General features: G+C 62.9%; 12 protein-coding genes. 7 read left to right on the top strand and 5 right to left on the bottom strand.

Going from position 1 to position 16,462, the window contains the following annotated elements:
• The first annotated feature begins 118 nt into the window (after positions 1-118).
• On the top strand, positions 119-1,825 hold the full coding sequence (locus C8D72_RS13205) for an alkaline phosphatase (protein ID WP_170140604.1): 1,707 nt from the start codon (positions 119-121) through the stop codon (positions 1,823-1,825).
• 176 nt (positions 1,826-2,001) lie between these two features.
• Here the strand turns inward: C8D72_RS13205 and C8D72_RS13210 are convergent, their stop codons facing one another.
• Positions 2,002-6,852, bottom strand: a complete 4,851-nt coding sequence (locus C8D72_RS13210; protein WP_115854885.1) for an ExeM/NucH family extracellular endonuclease — start codon at positions 6,850-6,852, stop codon at positions 2,002-2,004.
• 145 nt (positions 6,853-6,997) lie between these two features.
• Positions 6,998-8,740, bottom strand: coding sequence for a sugar phosphorylase (locus C8D72_RS13215; protein WP_115854886.1), 1,743 nt, complete (start codon positions 8,738-8,740; stop codon positions 6,998-7,000).
• A gap of 344 nt (positions 8,741-9,084) precedes the next feature.
• On the opposite strand from C8D72_RS13215, the gene C8D72_RS13220 reads away from it, so the two are divergent.
• The 4 genes from C8D72_RS13220 to C8D72_RS13235 all read left to right on the top strand — a co-directional run bounded on the left by C8D72_RS13220 (position 9,085) and on the right by C8D72_RS13235 (position 12,550).
• A complete protein-coding gene (locus tag C8D72_RS13220; RefSeq protein ID WP_115854887.1) occupies positions 9,085-10,092 on the top strand; it encodes a TerC family protein in 1,008 nt (335 codons plus the stop codon).
• 126 nt (positions 10,093-10,218) lie between these two features.
• Positions 10,219-11,112, top strand: coding sequence for a beta-keto acid cleavage family enzyme (locus C8D72_RS13225; RefSeq protein ID WP_115854888.1), 894 nt, complete (start codon positions 10,219-10,221; stop codon positions 11,110-11,112).
• Positions 11,109-12,083 carry a 3-hydroxyacyl-CoA dehydrogenase NAD-binding domain-containing protein gene (locus tag C8D72_RS13230; RefSeq protein WP_245955258.1) on the top strand — a complete coding sequence of 325 codons (975 nt, stop codon included), beginning with the start codon at positions 11,109-11,111 and terminating at the stop codon, positions 12,081-12,083. Before C8D72_RS13225 ends, C8D72_RS13230 begins: the two co-directional genes overlap by 4 nt.
• Complete coding sequence (locus C8D72_RS13235) at positions 12,083-12,550, top strand: thioesterase family protein (RefSeq protein WP_115854889.1); 468 nt, start codon at positions 12,083-12,085, stop codon at positions 12,548-12,550. The genes C8D72_RS13230 and C8D72_RS13235 overlap by 1 nt, the downstream gene beginning before the upstream one ends.
• Position 12,551: 1 nt before the next feature.
• Here the strand turns inward: C8D72_RS13235 and C8D72_RS13240 are convergent, their stop codons facing one another.
• The 3 genes from C8D72_RS13240 to C8D72_RS13250 all read right to left on the bottom strand — a co-directional run bounded on the left by C8D72_RS13240 (position 12,552) and on the right by C8D72_RS13250 (position 14,297).
• Positions 12,552-13,559: a GlxA family transcriptional regulator gene (locus tag C8D72_RS13240; RefSeq protein WP_115854890.1), complete on the bottom strand. Its 1,008-nt coding sequence runs from the start codon at positions 13,557-13,559 to the stop codon at positions 12,552-12,554.
• A 51-nt stretch (positions 13,560-13,610) separates the two neighbouring features.
• Positions 13,611-13,859: a GlsB/YeaQ/YmgE family stress response membrane protein gene (locus tag C8D72_RS13245; RefSeq protein WP_115854891.1), complete on the bottom strand. Its 249-nt coding sequence runs from the start codon at positions 13,857-13,859 to the stop codon at positions 13,611-13,613.
• 174 nt (positions 13,860-14,033) lie between these two features.
• A complete protein-coding gene (locus C8D72_RS13250; RefSeq protein ID WP_115854892.1) occupies positions 14,034-14,297 on the bottom strand; it encodes a hypothetical protein in 264 nt (87 codons plus the stop codon).
• Between the two features lie 393 nt (positions 14,298-14,690).
• On the opposite strand from C8D72_RS13250, the gene nrdR reads away from it, so the two are divergent.
• Both nrdR and ribD read left to right on the top strand, forming a co-directional pair.
• Entirely contained in the window at positions 14,691-15,200 is a 510-nt protein-coding gene (gene nrdR / locus C8D72_RS13255; RefSeq protein WP_115854893.1) for a transcriptional regulator NrdR, read from the top strand.
• Positions 15,190-16,443, top strand: a complete 1,254-nt coding sequence (gene ribD / locus C8D72_RS13260) for a bifunctional diaminohydroxyphosphoribosylaminopyrimidine deaminase/5-amino-6-(5-phosphoribosylamino)uracil reductase RibD (RefSeq protein WP_115854894.1) — start codon at positions 15,190-15,192, stop codon at positions 16,441-16,443. The genes nrdR and ribD overlap by 11 nt, the downstream gene beginning before the upstream one ends.
• The last annotated feature ends 19 nt before the right edge of the window (positions 16,444-16,462 follow it).

Raw genomic sequence — 16,462 nt, forward strand, 5'->3', positions numbered from 1 at the left:
CTGTTATCCGGACTGCGTCATTCTGACTACGTCATCCGGACCCTGTCATGGAGAAGGTCACTCTCATTAAATCGCGCATGGCCCGATGGCGGGCACATAACGACTCAGGAGAATGACGATGTTCGGCTACAGCAACGGCATGTTTGGCAGCAACGGTTCACTGTATGGCAGCAATGCGATGACCATGAACAGTGCGTCGTCCGCCATGTTCTCTCCCTTTCAGTCCCTGTCACCGCTATCAGGCCTGTGGTCAGGCAATGATTCGCCCTGGGCGTCCGAGCCGGCGCTGGTGCCGGCCTTTCTGGATGCCACGAAATCCATTCTGGATGGCTACAGCCAGGCGCTGGGCCAGCTGAGCAGCGCCTTCAGCGATGTGCTGGCCGGCCAGAACGGCACGCCGGGTCAGTCCCCGGAGATGCCCGGCCAGTCGCCTGAAATGCCCGGTCAGTCCCCCGGGGTACCCGAGCCGGAAGTGCCGGCCAATGACGACATGGCGCAAAACGTCATCTTCATGGTGCCCGACGGCTTCGGTACGGACTATTCCACGGCCTTTCGGACCTTCAAGGGCGGTGAGGAGCTGCCGGCCTGGGAAGCCGAGGACATGCTGACCGGGGCCATCAAGACGGAATCCGCCAACTCGCTGATCACCGATTCGGCGGCGGCGGGCACGGCCTTTGCCACGGGTCAGAAAACCGACAACGGCCGGATCTCCACGGCGCCGGACGGCTCCGATCTGACCACCCTGGTTGACCTGGCCAACGCGGCCGGCAAGTCCACCGGCGTGGTGGCCACCTCGACCATCACTCATGCCACGCCGGCCGTCTTTGGCGCCAACGTGGACGATCGCGACGATCAGCACCTGATTGCCCAGCAGTACATCGACGACAACAAGCTGGATGTCATGCTCGGCGGCGGCCGCGACTACTTTGTCGCCGAAGAGGACGGCGGGGCCGGCGTTGCCGACCTGCTGAGCCAGGCCGAGTCGCAGGGCTATACCCTGCTCGACAGCGCCAGCGATCTGGAAAGCGTGGAAGGCGATCGCCTGCTGGGCCTGTTTGCCGATGACGCGCTGGACACCAGCTACGGCGAAAGCGGTGATGACCAGCCGACACTTGCGCAGATGACGCAGACCGCGCTGGACACGCTGTCACAGAACGAAGACGGCTTTTTCATGATGGTCGAGGGCAGCCAGATCGACTGGGCCGGCCACGCCAACGATGCCGGCTGGGCCATGAACGATTCGCTGGCCTTTGAAGATGCCGTGAAGACGGCCCAGCAGTTCTCCGAGGACAACCCGGATACGCTGATCGTGATTGCCCCGGACCACGAAACCGGCGGCATGTCGGCACAGTCCACGCAGGACAACAACGCCTCGACCTATCAGAACTTCACCGCCACCTACGAGCAGATGTACGTTGAGGCCAGCGAGCGTATTGAAGCGGCCGGCATGAGCATGGACGACGACGGTGCTGCCTGGATCATGCAGGGTGCCGTGGCCGAGATGACCGGCGGTGACGTGCTGCTCACCGATGACGAGCTGTCCACGGTCCTGTCGGCTGAAGATTCAGATGCAGGACTTGCGGCCCTGACGCAGACGCTGAATGAATATGGCGGTATCAGCTTCAGCTCCGGCAATCACACGGCCGAGAATGTGCCGCTGTATGCCTCAGGCCCGGGGTCAGACATCTTTTCCGGTCTTCTGGACAACACCGAAGTGGGTCAGGGGCTGGCCACGGCGATGGGACTCGAGTTTGCGGACGCGGGCAGCGCCGAGGTGATGGGGGTGGACAACCAGCTCCAGGCCAATGAGATGGCGGTCGCCTGATCATCGATCAACGAGCCGGCGGCCCCGCCCGGGGCGCCGGTGTCGAACGATCAAAACAGCTTGATCAAAATAACCCGGTCAGAACAACAACAACGCAATACTTTCGATAACAAGAAAAACAGCATCAGAAAGGGCGCCTCGACGGCGCCCTTTTTATTGGTGTTTCCCGGCCGGTCTCAGAAGCCGGTAGCCGGCTGGGCATCCGCCCCCGGGTCGATGCCGATGATGATCGGGTCGTGGTCCGAGGCGCGGAAGGGGCCGTCACCGTAGAGGGCGTCGACCTGCGCGTCACTCTTGTACTCGGTGTTGTAGTCGAGCACCGTCGGCTCATCGGCGTTGATGTGCCAGGTGGTGGTGCCGGTGACCTGTTCACTCATCGAGGGGCTGGCCAGGGCGTGATCCAGCGAGCCCCACTGGCCGTCATAGCTGTAGGAGTAGTCGTCATCCAGCAGCGTATAGCCTTCGCCGGTCAGCGTGGTGATGGGGTCTTCCATGGCGTAGCTGTTGAGATCGCCGATGATCAGGACATCGCTTTCGCCGCTGTCGGTCGGGTCGGTCTCGACCCAGGCGGCGAGCTGCTCGGCGGCCTCGACCCGGGTCGGGTTGTTGTTGCCCTGACCGTCACCGATCGCCTCTTCACCGTTGATCACGCTGCCCTTGGACTTGAAGTGGTTGACCGCGATCGAAAGGGTCTCGCCGCTGTCGTTGTCCTGAAAGGTCTGCAGCATGGGCGCCCGGTTGCCGGTGGCAAAGGCGCCGCTGGTGTTGATGGCGGCGTCACCGGCGGGCGTGACGCTGTCGCTTTGATAGATCAGGCCGACGGCAATGGCGTCGCTGCCGGGGGAGACCACGCTGCCGCTGTCATCCCGGGGCGTGATGAAGTCCCACTGCGCGTCATCCCGGGCGTTGAGCGCCTCGACCAGTCCGGCAATCGAGCTGTCTTCGCCATAGCCGTCGTTGGCCACTTCCATGAGACCGGCGATATCGGCATCGCTATCGACAATGGCGTTGACCAGCTTGTCCTGCTGGCGGGTCAGCTCCTGCTCACTGTTGGCGCCGCGCGGGCTGTGCTCGGTGCCTTCCGGCGTGGTGATCTGATTGCCTGACTGATCGAGTGTTTCGAAATAGTTCAGCACGTTGAAGGAGGCGACCTTGAGCGGGGCATCACCCAGCGCCCGGTCATCGGGCTGCTCAGGGCGCGCATTGGCGGGCTGGAAGTCGAGCCCTTCGTCGCTCTGGAGGCGCCACTGCTGGTAGGCGAAATCGAGCACGCCGGTGGCCTGGTCCAGCGTGTCGCCGCCGCGCAGGGTGTTGTCCGCCGACAGCGGCTCGCCGCCGCGGCCGAACAGGATCTCCTCCGGATTCTGCACGTTGCTGGCGTCATCGAGGAGGATCGAGCGACTTTCGAGCTGGTCCAGCCACTGCTGGTTGCCGGCCTGGTCCGGGGCGTTGACTTCGGTGAACTGCTCCAGACGCCCGCCGCTCGAGAGCGTGACCGTACCGTAGCGGCCCAGCTCATAAGTGTCGGTGACCGTCAGCGGTTCGCCGTCGGCGCCCTGAAAGCTCACCCGCATGCTTTCGCGAGCGGCCAGCGACGACTTGTCGTCGATGGGCAGGTCCAGCTCGGTGATCGTGGGCAGCGGCTGATCCCGAGCAGTGACGTCCAGTGATCTCACATCGGTCAGCTCGGTCTTGCCCTGGTACTGCTCGACCGTGCCGGTCAGACGGACCCGATCACCCACGGTGAAGTCGGCGACGTTGCTGTCATCGGGCAGGTAGACAAAGATCCCCTCGGAGGTGGTCTCGTCACCGTCACGGTCGGCGTCTTCCTCCTGCAGGAAAAAGCCGTCCAGGCCGTCGCGGGCGTCCAGCGTCACGATCGCCTCGAGGCTGACCTCATCGCCCACGCGCTCGCTGCTCATGGTGCTGCCCTGAATGGTGGAAATCAGTTCCACGGGGGGAAGGTCCATAGGGTCTCCGTTACTGTCCGGGAGGTCATTGCCCGGCGCTTCGTTGTTGGCGTCATCGCCCGGGGCGTCATCGTTGGCGCCGTCACCGCCCAGGCCGTTGAAGGTGTCCTGCGGATACTCCTGCCACTGGTCGGCGTCGAAGCGGTCACTGCCCTCGGTGATGGCCTCGTCACGGCGCAGGGTGACATCGCGACCAAAGTACGCGTCATCGCCGACGGTGCCGACTATGTCCTGAATCTCCCCCGCGCCGTCGGTCAACACAAGGGCATCGTTGCCGTTGTAGCTGGTCACGCCGCTGGTGTCATCGCTGCGATCCAGCAGGGCCGGTTCGGCCTGACTGTTGGCCAGCACCAGCGTATCACCGGGCGCCAGGCTGCCATACTCACCCAGTGCCTGCGTGGCGTTGGCCTCGGTGTTGCCGTTGGAGTAGAGCGACAGCGTGAAGCCTGCCAGCGACAGATCGCTGCCGCCGCGGTTGGTCAGCTCGATCGCCTTGTTGTAGCCGCTGCCTTCAACGTATTCGCTGATCAAAAGACTTGCTGGCATGTTATCCCCGCTGTCACTGCCCGGCTGGCGGCCGGGCGCGGCCACGGCCGGCATGTCGCCGTCGTCACCGCCGAAGGTGTCGCTGACCACGCCGCCGTTATCGCGCGTGGTGAAGCGCTGATGAATGACATCCCAGGAGGCGCCGTCAAAGCCGGTCGTATCCGGATAGGCTTCGCGGGCGGCCAGGGTCTCGCGGCCGGGCTCGCCCAGCCACAGCGTGACCTCATCGCCGCCCTGGCCCAGACCCGCGGCGCTGCCGGTATGGCCGATTTCGACCGAGCTGCCCTCAAGGGTGCTCTGCCAGGCGTTGCGGAACTCGGCGACATCCGCCGCGTCACCGTTGGCCACCACCAGGGCCGTGGCGCCCGGCGCCAGCGTGGTAAGGCCTTCAATCATGACGGCGTCATTGGGGTCGGCGCTGTCATCATCGTAGTACAACGGCGTGGTGGTGAAATCGAGGGTGTCGCTGCCGGTATTGACGATTTCAAACCAGTCCTCGGAGAGGTTGCTGCCGTTCTGGCCGGGCCAGATTTCGGTGACCGCGATGCCCAGATCCTGCGGCTCGGGCGGCGGCAGCGGGATGTGGCCGGTATTGACGGTGAAATCGCCCTCCTGACTGTCGCCGCTCTGCCAGGCATCGCTGTCGTTCAGCGCTTCGCGCAGGTCCTCAAGGCTGCCTTGCCGGTCACCGGCGTAGTGCCACTGAGTCTCGCCTGCGGGCAGGGAGAGATCGGCGCCGTCGTCGCGGCCCAGACGATACAGGGGGGTGCCTTCGCCATCGCGCACCGTCAGGCCGGCATCAAGGGACAGCGGTAGGCGAGCGTCGAACTGCTCGCTGTCGATGAGCGCGCCGGCCGGCACGCCATCCTCGGGGGCCGTCCAGGTGATCGGCTCGCCACCGCTTTCAAATGTCAGGGTAGCGCCGGGCGTTACGGGGGAGAGGGCGACCAGGCTGAAGGTATCGGCCTCGGTGTCGATCGCGGTCAGGGCAATATCGCCGCGTTCCAGCGCCAGGCTCGGCAGGGCGTCGAACGTCAGCGTGCTGGAGGTGAAGGTCTGCAGGTCATCGTCGAGATCCTTGGAGCGGGTGCCGTCGTCGGACCAGTCGCTGGTGCCGTTGTCGTAGGCGACGTCCAGGCTGACCGAGCCGTCTTCATTGACGCGAATGTTGCTCAGGGTTTCGGCGGTGCCGCCGGTGGCCTCAACGTTGGTGTTGAGATCGACCCCCTCGACCTGAACGGCCTTGTGGGCGCCGTCCCAGCGGTAGAGCTGAAAGTCGTTGTTGGTGTCGTCGCCGTCGTCCTCCTCGGCGGGGCCGGCGCTGATCAGGTGGGTGCCGTCACCGATGGGGACAATGTCGCGAATCGTGCGACCGTCCAGATCAAGGCGCAGGGGCGCGCCGAATTCGGCACCGTCGGCGCTGCCGGCGGCCATCAGCGCTTCCACGTTGGTCACGGTGACCACGCTGGCCCGGCCATCATCGCCGATGGGCTCTCGCATTCCGAGATGGAGTGTGCCGTCGCGATAGAGGGCGCCTTCGACCTGAAAGCCGTCGGCCAGGTTGAGTTCGGGGGCCTCGCTGGCCGACCAGCGCATGACGGCATCATGGAGCCCGCTGAAACGGCCGGTGACCGCTACCTCGAGATCCTCGGCGCTGTCACCGGTAATGCGGGTGGCAAAAATCATCGAGCGTTCGCTGTTTTCCAGCGAGCCCAGCCAGTAGTAGTGCCCATTACCGGCATCAACTACCGATTCGATGTCGACCTCGTCGCCGTCTTCCAGGCCCAGGGCGTCATTGAGATCGAACGATTTCAGCGCCGCGCCGGACTGGTCCCGATCGTAAAGGCGCAGGGTCTGATCCTCGTCGTCACCGGCCAGAAAGAAGTTGTCGCCGATGGCAATGGCAGCCGAGGTGTCCGAGGCACCGGTGTGAAAGCGCGCCTGCTGGTTGGTATCGCGGCCGTCGGCGGCGGCGTAGTCGATGGTGTACTGGCTGTCGCGCTCGCCATCGCTGACCGTCACGGTGATGGTGGCATTGCCGGCATTGACCGGGGCGATGCGCAGCACGTCCTGATCGTCGAGCGCGGCGCGGGCCACGCTCGGGTCGCTGCTGTCGATGGAGACCGTGAGCTGCTCGCGCGGGGTGTCGTCATCGGTAAAGGCGAACGCGATGCCGCGTGTCGAGGCCGGGTCGGTCGGGTCGCCCATCACGCCGCGGATACTGGCCCCGGCGTCATCGAAGGTCAGACCTTCCGAGCGTTCGGTGTCCACCGTGATCACGGGCGTCGCTGGCGCTCCCGGGTTGTTCTCCGGAGGTGCAGGTTGTGCAGGCGTCTCGGGGAAAAGCTTGTCGCCGATGCGCTCAATCAGACTGTCGAGACGCGCGCGCAGTGATTCGAAGGGCGAGCGCCACTGCTCGGTCCAGTTCGTGATGAGCTCAAGGCCATGGTTAAGCTGCTGGGCGTCCTGATGAAAACTCCAGGGGGCGGGGAGACGGGAGAACAATGACATGGGGGCATCCTTGCAAAATGTTGTCGGTTGTCATGGCTCGGCGTTGGCATGAACAGGACTGTTACGGACAGCGCCGGGCATTCTGCATCCTGAAACATTCTTGTTGCAGCCCCGTGAAGCGGACATTGCAGCCCCAACTTTAGAACTAGTCCCAGCTGATCAGCCAGCAGCTGCGGTAGGGCTTGAGCACGGGGGCGTCGCTCTCCGGGTCGATGCGCCCCAGCAGATCACGCCAGTGATGTCGGGCATACGCTTCCGGCAAATTCAGGGGATGGGACCGGTCGGTCACATTGTGCACGGCCAGCAAGCGTCGGCCGTCAGGCAGCGGGCCGCGCAGGAAGGCAAAAAAGTGCGGACCCAGGTCAATGATCTTCTGCGGTGCATCGGGATGGAAGCAGGGCTCCTGGCGACGGGTCTTCAGGCGCTCTGTCAGCGCCTCGAACACGATATGCGTCGGCGTGCTGTAGGCCTCCAGCAGCGGTTCCAGCGCCTCACGCTGCCAGCGCTTGCGGTTGATCGCCCGCAGCCGGCCGGTGCGGGTGACGCCTTCGTGGTCGTTGAGTGTGGCCAGCAGGCTGTGAACATAGACTGCCGGAATGCCCTGAAGGCCCAGCATGATGGTCTGGGAGCAGATGAAGCGGGCGATCTGCCACGGGTCGGCCCCGCGTCGCGTGCCCTTGAGGGCGTCAAAATAGGTGATGTTGATCTCGTAGGGTGAGTCCTGCCCGTCAGGGCCGGTCTTCATGCTGATGAAACCGCCAAAGCGCTGCATCAGCTCCAGCAGGGTCTCGATGTCATGAGGCGCCAGCAGGCCCTCAAGCGCTCTGACGCCGACACCGTCATGGCTGGCGGTAAAGTTCAGATAGGTGCAGCCGCTGGGCAGTGGCGGCAGGGTGGCCGCCCATTCGGTCAATGCCCGGGCATCATTGGTGGTGAGGGTGTGCAGCAGCAGCGGCGGCAGAGTGAACTGATAGACGATGTGCGCCTCATCGCCGTTGCCGAAATAGCTCAAATTTTCCAGGTGCGGGACGTTGGTCTCGGTCAGCAGCAGTGCCCCCGGGGCAACACGCTCCATGACGGCGCGCAGCAGCCGTACAATGGCATGGGTCTGGGGCAGGTGGATGCAGCTCGTGCCCAGCTCCTTCCACAGATAGGCGATGGCATCGAGTCGAATCAGGCGTGCGCCCTGGTCCAGGTAGTACAGCAGCACGCCAACCATCTCGATCAGGACATCAGGGTTGGCAAAATTGAGATCGATCTGGTCCTCGGAGAAGGTGGCCCAGACGTGCTGCATGCCGCGCCGCGTCGAGACCGGCGCCAGAAGTTTGGTGTTGCGTGGTCGGGTGACGCTTGTAACGTCGGTCTGCTCGGGCAGCTCGATGAAGTAGTCACGCCCCGGCGGCGTGTCGGAGAGATAGTCGATAAACCACAGCGATTCCCGCGAGACGTGGTTGATGACCAGATCAAACATCAGATTGAAGCGCCCGGCCAGGTGGCGCACCTGCGGCCAGTCCCCCACGGTGGGGCTGACCCTGCGGTAGTGGATGACCGAAAAGCCGTCATCGCTGCTCCAGGTGAAAAAGGGCAGGATATGGACGGCACTGAAGGTCTCTTCAAGATGCTCGCGCAAAAAGCGCTCCAGCACTTCCAAAGGAACGCTGTCCTCGGCTTCGATGATGCTGTCGCCATAGGTGATCATCATCTGGGTCTGCTCGCTCCACAGGGGGCGTGGCTCGCGGGCGGTGCCGGCCTGATGCTGGTCAATCAGCGCCTCCAGACGCTGCAGGATGTCGGGGGCGTGCTCGCCATAGACGAAGGCAAGTTCGGCACGGGCGCGGGCGTGAAAATCATCGCGGGAGAGGGCGGCAACCAGGGGGGCGGCAGACATGGCAGGACTCCGGCTTCTATTATTGTCGTCTTCTTATCAAAGCCCTTGGCGGACAGGAATTCAAACTGTATCGGGTTTGAAAAAACCTTAAGGCTTAATTATCAGCTTGCGCTGATGTAAAACCTGACTGACACTTGCCGCTGTTGAAGGAGGGGAGTATTCCCTGCAGGGCGCAGCGCTCGTTATCAGGCCTGCGTTTTTTCTATAGCGGTGTCGTCATCACGGTAGTCTGTTGTTATCAGACAGTTGCCCGGTGCCGCTGGTCCGTGGTGTTGCCATGCAGGAATGGGGCAACCCCGGGCGGAAGAGACCTCCGGTAAATCTTCTTTGCCGGAGAACCGTGCATGAACGTTCCAGCCTGGGTCTGGGGAGCTACCGTTGCGAGCTTCGCTGCCATCTTTTTGTTTGATTTCTTCTCGCATGTGCGCAAGCCGCATGCGCCCACCCTGCGGGAATCCGCACTCTGGTCGGTCTTCTACATCAGCCTGGCCGCCATTTTCGGCGTCGGGCTCTGGATGGTGTGGGGCCACGATCATGGGGTGGAGTACTTCGCCGGCTTTATCACCGAAAAGAGCCTGTCGGTCGACAATCTGTTTGTCTTTGCCATCATCATGGCGAAATTTGCCGTTCCCCGAATCTATCAGCAAAAGGCGCTTTTGATCGGCATCATCATGGCGCTGGTCATGCGCGGTATCTTTATTGCCGTGGGCGCGGCGGCCATCAACCGGTTCAGCTGGGTCTTTTATCTTTTTGGCGCGTTTCTGCTCTATACCGCCTTCAAGCTGGCGATCGAAAGTGCGCAGCACAAAAAGCAGGGTGCCGATGATTTTGAGCCCAACGCGCTGGTGAAGTTTGCCCAGCGCCATTTGCCGGTGACCGATCAATTCCACGAGCAGCGTCTGCTGGCCCGCGAAAACGGCAAGCGTGTCCTGACTCCGCTGTTTCTGGTGGTGCTGACGCTGGGCGTCACCGATCTGTTATTTGCGCTGGACTCCATTCCGGCCATTTACGGCCTGACCCAGGAACCCTATATCGTCTTCACCGCCAACGCCTTTGCGCTGCTGGGGCTTTTACAGCTCTATTTCCTGCTGGGCGGGCTGCTGGACCGGCTGGTGTATCTGGGCTTCGGGCTGTCGCTGATTCTGGGCTTTATCGGGGTGAAGCTGGTCATGCATGCCATGGTCGAAAATACGCTGCCCTTTATCAACGATGGTCAGCCGCTTGAATGGGTGCCGCACATTTCGACAGTGCTGTCCCTGTCCGTCATTATCGGCATTCTGGTGGTGACGACCGTGGCCAGCCTGCTCAAGAGTCGCGCCGCCGGTAAAACCGCTTCCGACGCCGTCCACTGACGTTGTAGCCCTACCGGCCGAACGCCCTGATGTCGCACTGCGTCATCAGGGCGTCACCTGACGTCAAATCACTGTCCTTCGAACACCGGATACTGGAGGTCCTCTCCAGCCATCGAAGGATCTGTCATGAATCAGGATGTCATTTTGACCTGCGCCGTTACGGGGGCAGGTGACACGCCATCACGCAATCCCGCCGTCCCCGTCACGCCGAAAGAGATTGCCGATGCGGCCATCGAGGCTGCAAGGGCCGGTGCCAGCATCGCGCATATCCACGTACGTGACCCGGCCACCGGCGGTGTGAGTCACGACAGTGACTATTTCCGTGAGGTCGTGGAACGCGTACGCGCCGCCGATACCGATATCGTCCTCAACCTGACCGCCGGTGGCGGTGGGGATCTTTCACCTGAGCTCGGCAACGGCGTACTGCGTGCCGGTTCGGGCAGCGACCTGCAAACGCCGGCCGAGCGCCACGCGCCAATCAAGGCGCTGCTGCCCGAAATCTGCACGCTGGACTGCGGCAGCATCAACTTCGGCGATATGGTCTATCTCAACAGTGCCGGGTGGCTGCGCGAACAGGCGGCGCTGGTTCAGGCGGCCGGCGTCAAGCCCGAGCTTGAGTGCTTTGATACCGGTCACATCCGTTTTGCCCGCCAGCTGATCGACGAGGGGTTGATCGAGGGCGCGCCGCTGTTTCAGCTGTGTCTGGGCATTCCCTGGGGCGCCGAGGCGCAGGCGCAGACCATGCTGACCATGCGCGATCTGCTGCCGCATAATGCCCACTGGGCGGCCTTTGGCATCGGTCGAATGCAGATGCCGATGGTGGCGCAGGCCATGCTGCTGGGCGGCCATGTGCGCGTCGGGCTTGAAGACAATCTGTATCTCTCCAGAGGCGTCAAGGCCGACAACGCCGGCCTGGTGGAGAAGGCCGGCGGCATTATCGAAGCCCTCGGCGGGCGGGTCATGAGCCCGAGCGACACGCGTCGGCATCTGGGGCTGCGCTCGCCGGGAGGTGAGGCATGAGCCAGGCACAGACCCCGAAAGACACCATGGCGGTGATCGGCTGCGGCGTGATCGGCAGCGGCTGGGCCGCGCGGGCGCTGGCGGCCGGCATGACGGTGCAGGCGTGGGATCCGAATCCCGAGGCGGTCACGATACTTCAGAACCAGATCGATACCGCCTGGCCGGCGCTGAGCCGCCGCGGGCTGGCAGAAGGTGCTTCCCGCGACAATCTTCACTTCACCACCGATCTTGACCAGGCGCTGGCAGGGGCGGATCTGGTCCAGGAAAACGCGCCCGAGCGTCTGTCGCTCAAGCAGTCCCTGCTGGCGGATATCGATGCCCGCGTGCCGGAGCAGGTACTGATAGGATCATCGACCTCGGGCATCAAGCCCAGCGAGCTTCAGGCACAGTGTCGTCACGTCCCCGGGCGGGTCATCGTGGCGCATCCGTTCAATCCGGTCTATCTGCTGCCGCTGGTCGAGCTGGTGGGCGGCGAGCATACCGAACCGGCGCAACTGGCAGCGGCCGGCACGCACTATGAGCGGCTGGGCATGCGGCCTCTGATCGTGCGCCGCGAGATCGAAGGTCACATTGCTGATCGGCTGATGGAAGCGCTATGGCGCGAGGCACTGCATCTGGTCAACGACGGCGTGGCCACCACCGAGGAGGTCGATGCCGCCATCGTCTACGGTGCCGGCCTGCGCTGGGCGCTGATGGGCACCTTTCTGACCTTTCATCTGGCCGGCGGCGAGGGCGGCATGCGCCATATGCTCGAGCAGTTCGGCCCGGCGCTGAAGCTGCCCTGGACGCGGCTGGAAGCGCCCGAGCTGACGCCCGAGCTGGTCGAGCGGGTCGCCAGCGGCAGCGAGTTCCAGGCCGGCGGTCGGTCGGTTGCCGAGCTGGAAGCCCGACGCGACCGTTTTCTTGGCGAGCTTCTCGAGGTGGTGGAGCGCTACTGGCCCGAGCAGGAAGGCCTGGGAGGGCGGATCTGATGGCGCTGTCGCTTTTGACACGGCCCGTGCTGCCGGCATGGGTCGATTACAACGGCCACATGAACGATGCAGCCTACGCACTGCTCTTTTCGCACGGGGTCGAGGCGCTGATGGCGCATCTCGGGCTGGACGAGCGTGGTCGTGGTATTCACGAATACACGATCTTTACCCTCGAGACCCATCTTTGCTATCTGCAACAGGTGCAGGAAGACGTGCTGGTGAACTGCGACATGCAGTTGCTGGCAAGTGATGCCAAACGACTGCACGTCTTTTTTACCCTGACAGATGACAAGGGCGCGCGACTGGCCACCAGTGAGCAGTTGCTGATGGGCATCGATATCCGCACCGAGCGACCTGCGGCCTTTCCTGGCGAAATCGCGGCCCGGGTCGCATGGCTGCCGGACGCCGAGCCGGGGGACTGGCCTGATCAGGCCGGGCGGCGTATCGAGATCCGTCGCCGAAAGTGACCTACGGTGTGTCCGCATCTGTGTTCGACCGGCGATAATGCCCGGGGGCATGGCCGTAGTGACGCTGAAAGGCGTGGCCCAGACCCGAGGCCGAGGTGAAGCCGCAGGCCAGCGCAATGGCGGTGATGCTCATCTCACTCTCTTCAAGCAGCGCGCGCGCCCGATGCAGCCGAAGAGACAGATACCAGGCCGCCGGCGTGCTGCCGAGCTGTTCCGAGAAGAGCCGCTGCAGCTGCCGACGTGAAACGCTCGCCTTTTGTGCCAGCGTCTCGATCGGTATTGGTTTCTCGAGATGCTGTTCCATCAGGTGGAGGGTCTCGATCAGAGGTCGCTGGTGCAGATTCAGGCGTCGTGCGATCGACAGGCGCTGGTGATCTTCACGGCCGCGCACCCGATCGTGAATCAGCTGTTCGGCCACGGCATTGGCCAGGTCCTGACCGTGATGTTGCGCAATGGCGGCCAAGCTCATGTCCATGGCCGCGGCGCCTCCGGCACAAAAAAAGCGGTTCCGGCCCAGTTCGAACAGCGCTTCACTGGTCTGCAGGTGTGGCCATCGCTCCCTGAAATCCGGCAGGCTTTCCCAGTGCAGGGTGACTCGATCCTTCGGGTCAATGAGCCCTGCCGTGGCCAGTACAAAGGCTCCCGTATCGATGCCGCCCAGACGACAGCCCTGCTGATCAAAATGATGCAGCCTTCGATACAGGGCGCGGGTGGGCAAATTCAACGGGGTAAAGCCTGCACAGATCGCCAGCGCATGAGGTGTGTCGATATCCTCGGGCGTGCCATCAGCCATTAAACGCATGTCGTTGGAGGCAGTGACGGGGTGGCCGTCAACGCTGAGCACTGTCCAGCGATAAAGAGAGTGTTCGGCGATGCGATTGGCAATTCGAAGCGGCTCGACGGCGGAAAAGAATGCCATCATCGAAAAACGCTCGATCAGTAAAAAGGCGATATGTCGCGCGGGTGGCGAAAGGGAAACCGCAGAGGTTGAAAAGGGGGGCAGGGCCATGGTGGGAAAGCTCCGAGCGGCTGCCCCGAGGCAGCCGCTGTCGGGCAGGCGCTACTTTTTAACCACACGATAAAGGAACAGCAGAACCAGAGCGCCGATGACGGCCACGGCAAAACTGCCGATATTGAAACCATCGACACTGCCAAAGCCCAGTGCAGTACCGATCCATCCGCCGACCAGAGCGCCCAGAATACCGATGATGATGGTCACGATAATGCCACCGGGATCCTTGCCGGGCATCAAGAGTTTGGCGATGGCGCCTGCAATCAGGCCAAAGATGATCCACGCGATAATACCCATACTCAACTGCTCCTTGCCGTTTTCGTGTTCTGCACTTTCGGATACTGAAAGGCCTGAAGGTCGCGATATTTTTTGAACGCTATCCTTGGCTGAGCTTAAGACTAGATTGGGTGTGGAAAACTGGCAAGCTGGCAGTATTGCAGTATGTCACTGATTGCAAACTAAAATCGCTATTTATCGTTTGTTGTAGCGCATCATCCAGAGCGTCATGACGGCGATGGCGCCCAGCGCGCCGGCCACGGCGGCAGCAAGGCTTCGAACATCGAATTCAAGTTCGGCGGCAAATCCAGCCACCGTCACCATAAAGGCCAGCACCACGCCACCCAAAACGCCCATGCCGGCAGTGCCGAGAAAGCCGACACTCAGACGCCGGGGAATGATCAGGTTGACCAGCATGCCCACGGCGATGCTGGCGAAAATCCAGGAGATAATGTTCATGTGCTTTCTCTGTCGGTAGGCATCAACGACTCCAACATAGCGCTGTGGGCGGCCGCTCTCAACTGCACAGCGACTGTCGAGGTGTGGGCATGAGGCCAGGAGGCAGGGAAATGAGACTGAAAGGAAAAGGCGTTGAGTGTTCTTTTCGGGAATAAACATGCACGTTCGCGCCCTGGGCGCGGGGATACGTTTCCGAACACAGGGTAAAACGTTACAATATTGGGCCCGTGTATGCGTCGACATGTCGCAACAGACGCCTGCAAAACGGATCGCGTCATGACGATGGAGGCCGCTGCCTTGCGACTGACGTATCACGTTTTCATGGCCACGGGGTATTAAAGGCTCTCGGGGCACCGGTTGCCGGGTCTTTCATCGACGGGACAGAGAACACTCATGCATTGCCCCTTTTGCGGTGCGCAGGATACGCGAGTTACTGACTCCCGGCTGGTGGCCGATGGCGATCAGGTCCGTCGCCGCCGCCAGTGTCTGGCCTGCGGTGAGCGTTTTACCACGCATGAAGCCGCCGAACTGGTCATGCCGCGAGTCGTCAAGGCCGACGGTTCGCGCGAAAGCTTTGATCCTGCCAAATTGCGTGCCGGCATGCTGCGGGCACTGGAAAAGCGTCCGGTCTCCAGCGAGCATATCGAGGCGGCCATCGAGCGTATCCGACAGCGTCTTCGAGCCCGCGGTGAGCGTGAAATCAATGCGCTGGCGATCGGTGAGGAAGTCATGGGTCAGCTTAGAGCGCTGGACCAGATCGCCTATATCCGCTTTGCTTCAGTGTATCGGCGCTTTCAGGACATCGATGAGTTTCGTGCCGAAATCGAACGCCTTTCCAGTGAGCCCGCACCGTCATCGGCTGCTGGCACCACGGGCAGGGATCAGGAGTCTCATGAGCATTGAGGACACCGCAGAAGGCGCGGTCGTACCCTTTGGCAGCATAGAGGGAAGGTCGGACGTGACACGGCAACCCGAGGATTACATGGCTCGCGCGTTGCATCTGGCGCGTCGCGGTCTTTATACGACCGACCCCAATCCGCGTGTGGGCTGTGTGCTGGTGCGCGGCAATCAGATCGTCGGAGAAGGGTGGCACGAGCTGACCGGTGAGCCCCATGCCGAAATTCACGCCCTGCGCGCGGCCGGTGAGGCGGCGCGCGGTGCCACGGCCTATGTCACGCTGGAACCATGTTCACACTACGGTCGCACCGGGCCCTGTGCCAAGGCACTGGCGGAGGCGGGGGTGGATGTGGTCGTGGCCGCCATGCTCGACCCCAATCCTCAGGTCTCCGGCCGCGGCATTGCGATGCTGGAAGCCGCCGGCGTAGGCACCCGTGTCGGCATGCTGGAGGCGGATGCGCGTGAGCTCAACGTGGGGTTTATCTCCCGCATGTCGCGCTCGCTGCCCCATGTTCGACTCAAGATGGCAATGAGTCTGGACGGTCGTACGGCCATGGCCAGCGGCGAATCCAAATGGATTACCGGTGAGCGCGCGCGGCGCGACGTGCAGCACCTGCGCGCGCGTTCAAGCGCGATCCTCAGCGGCGTGGCCTCGGTCATCCGCGATGACAGTCGATTGACCGTGCGCGCCGAGCAGCTGGGCAGCCGGCCGGACTCCCAGGCCGTACAGGTCTCGCATGAACGGGGCGTGCGTCAGCCGCTGAGAGTCATTGTCGATTCGACGCTGTCACTGCCGGCCACGGCGCGCTGTCTGACGGAGCCGGGCCGCACGCTGGTCGCCACGGTCTCGCCGACCGGGCCCGGGGCGCTGGATAATCGGGACCATTTTCGAAGGCGGGAAACGCTGGTGGCGGCCGGCGCTGAAGTGGTCACGCTGGCCGCCAGTTCGGGCGGGCAGGTCGATCTGGAAGCCCTGATGCAGTATCTGGCCGATGTCGAGCAGTGCAACGAGGTACTGCTCGAGAGCGGCTCGCGCCTGAGCGGCGCCATGCTGGATGCCGGCCTGGTCAACGAGCTGGTGATCTACATGGCACCGATACTGATGGGTGATGAAGCCCGCGGGCTTTTGACCCTGCCGGGCCTTCAGAAACTGTCGCAGCGTCGGCAGCTTTCCATTGTCGATGTTCGCGCCTTCGGCCCTGACTGGCGTATTATCGCGCGCCCCGTGAACGATCACGAGGCGCCCTGATCCGTGCATGTTCGCCGCC

The organism is Kushneria indalinina DSM 14324 (assembly GCF_003385845.1).
GTDB classification, from domain to species: Bacteria; Pseudomonadota; Gammaproteobacteria; order Pseudomonadales; family Halomonadaceae; genus Kushneria; species Kushneria indalinina.

Excerpts from the sequence above, each read along its gene's own strand:
- C8D72_RS13250 (WP_115854892.1), bottom strand. The coding sequence starts at position 14,297 with ATGAACATTATCTCCTGGATTTTCGCCAGCATCGCCGTGGGCATGCTG.
- C8D72_RS13235 (WP_115854889.1), top strand. The coding sequence starts at position 12,083 with ATGGCGCTGTCGCTTTTGACACGGCCCGTGCTGCCGGCATGGGTCGAT.
- C8D72_RS13210 (WP_115854885.1), bottom strand. The coding sequence starts at position 6,852 with ATGTCATTGTTCTCCCGTCTCCCCGCCCCCTGGAGTTTTCATCAGGAC.
- ribD (WP_115854894.1), top strand. The coding sequence starts at position 15,190 with ATGAGCATTGAGGACACCGCAGAAGGCGCGGTCGTACCCTTTGGCAGC.
- C8D72_RS13225 (WP_115854888.1), top strand. The coding sequence starts at position 10,219 with ATGAATCAGGATGTCATTTTGACCTGCGCCGTTACGGGGGCAGGTGAC.
- C8D72_RS13220 (WP_115854887.1), top strand. The coding sequence starts at position 9,085 with ATGAACGTTCCAGCCTGGGTCTGGGGAGCTACCGTTGCGAGCTTCGCT.
- C8D72_RS13215 (WP_115854886.1), bottom strand. The coding sequence starts at position 8,740 with ATGTCTGCCGCCCCCCTGGTTGCCGCCCTCTCCCGCGATGATTTTCAC.
- nrdR (WP_115854893.1), top strand. The coding sequence starts at position 14,691 with ATGCATTGCCCCTTTTGCGGTGCGCAGGATACGCGAGTTACTGACTCC.
- C8D72_RS13240 (WP_115854890.1), bottom strand. The coding sequence starts at position 13,559 with ATGGCCCTGCCCCCCTTTTCAACCTCTGCGGTTTCCCTTTCGCCACCC.
- C8D72_RS13245 (WP_115854891.1), bottom strand. The coding sequence starts at position 13,859 with ATGGGTATTATCGCGTGGATCATCTTTGGCCTGATTGCAGGCGCCATC.
- C8D72_RS13205 (WP_170140604.1), top strand. The coding sequence starts at position 119 with ATGTTCGGCTACAGCAACGGCATGTTTGGCAGCAACGGTTCACTGTAT.
- C8D72_RS13230 (WP_245955258.1), top strand. The coding sequence starts at position 11,109 with ATGAGCCAGGCACAGACCCCGAAAGACACCATGGCGGTGATCGGCTGC.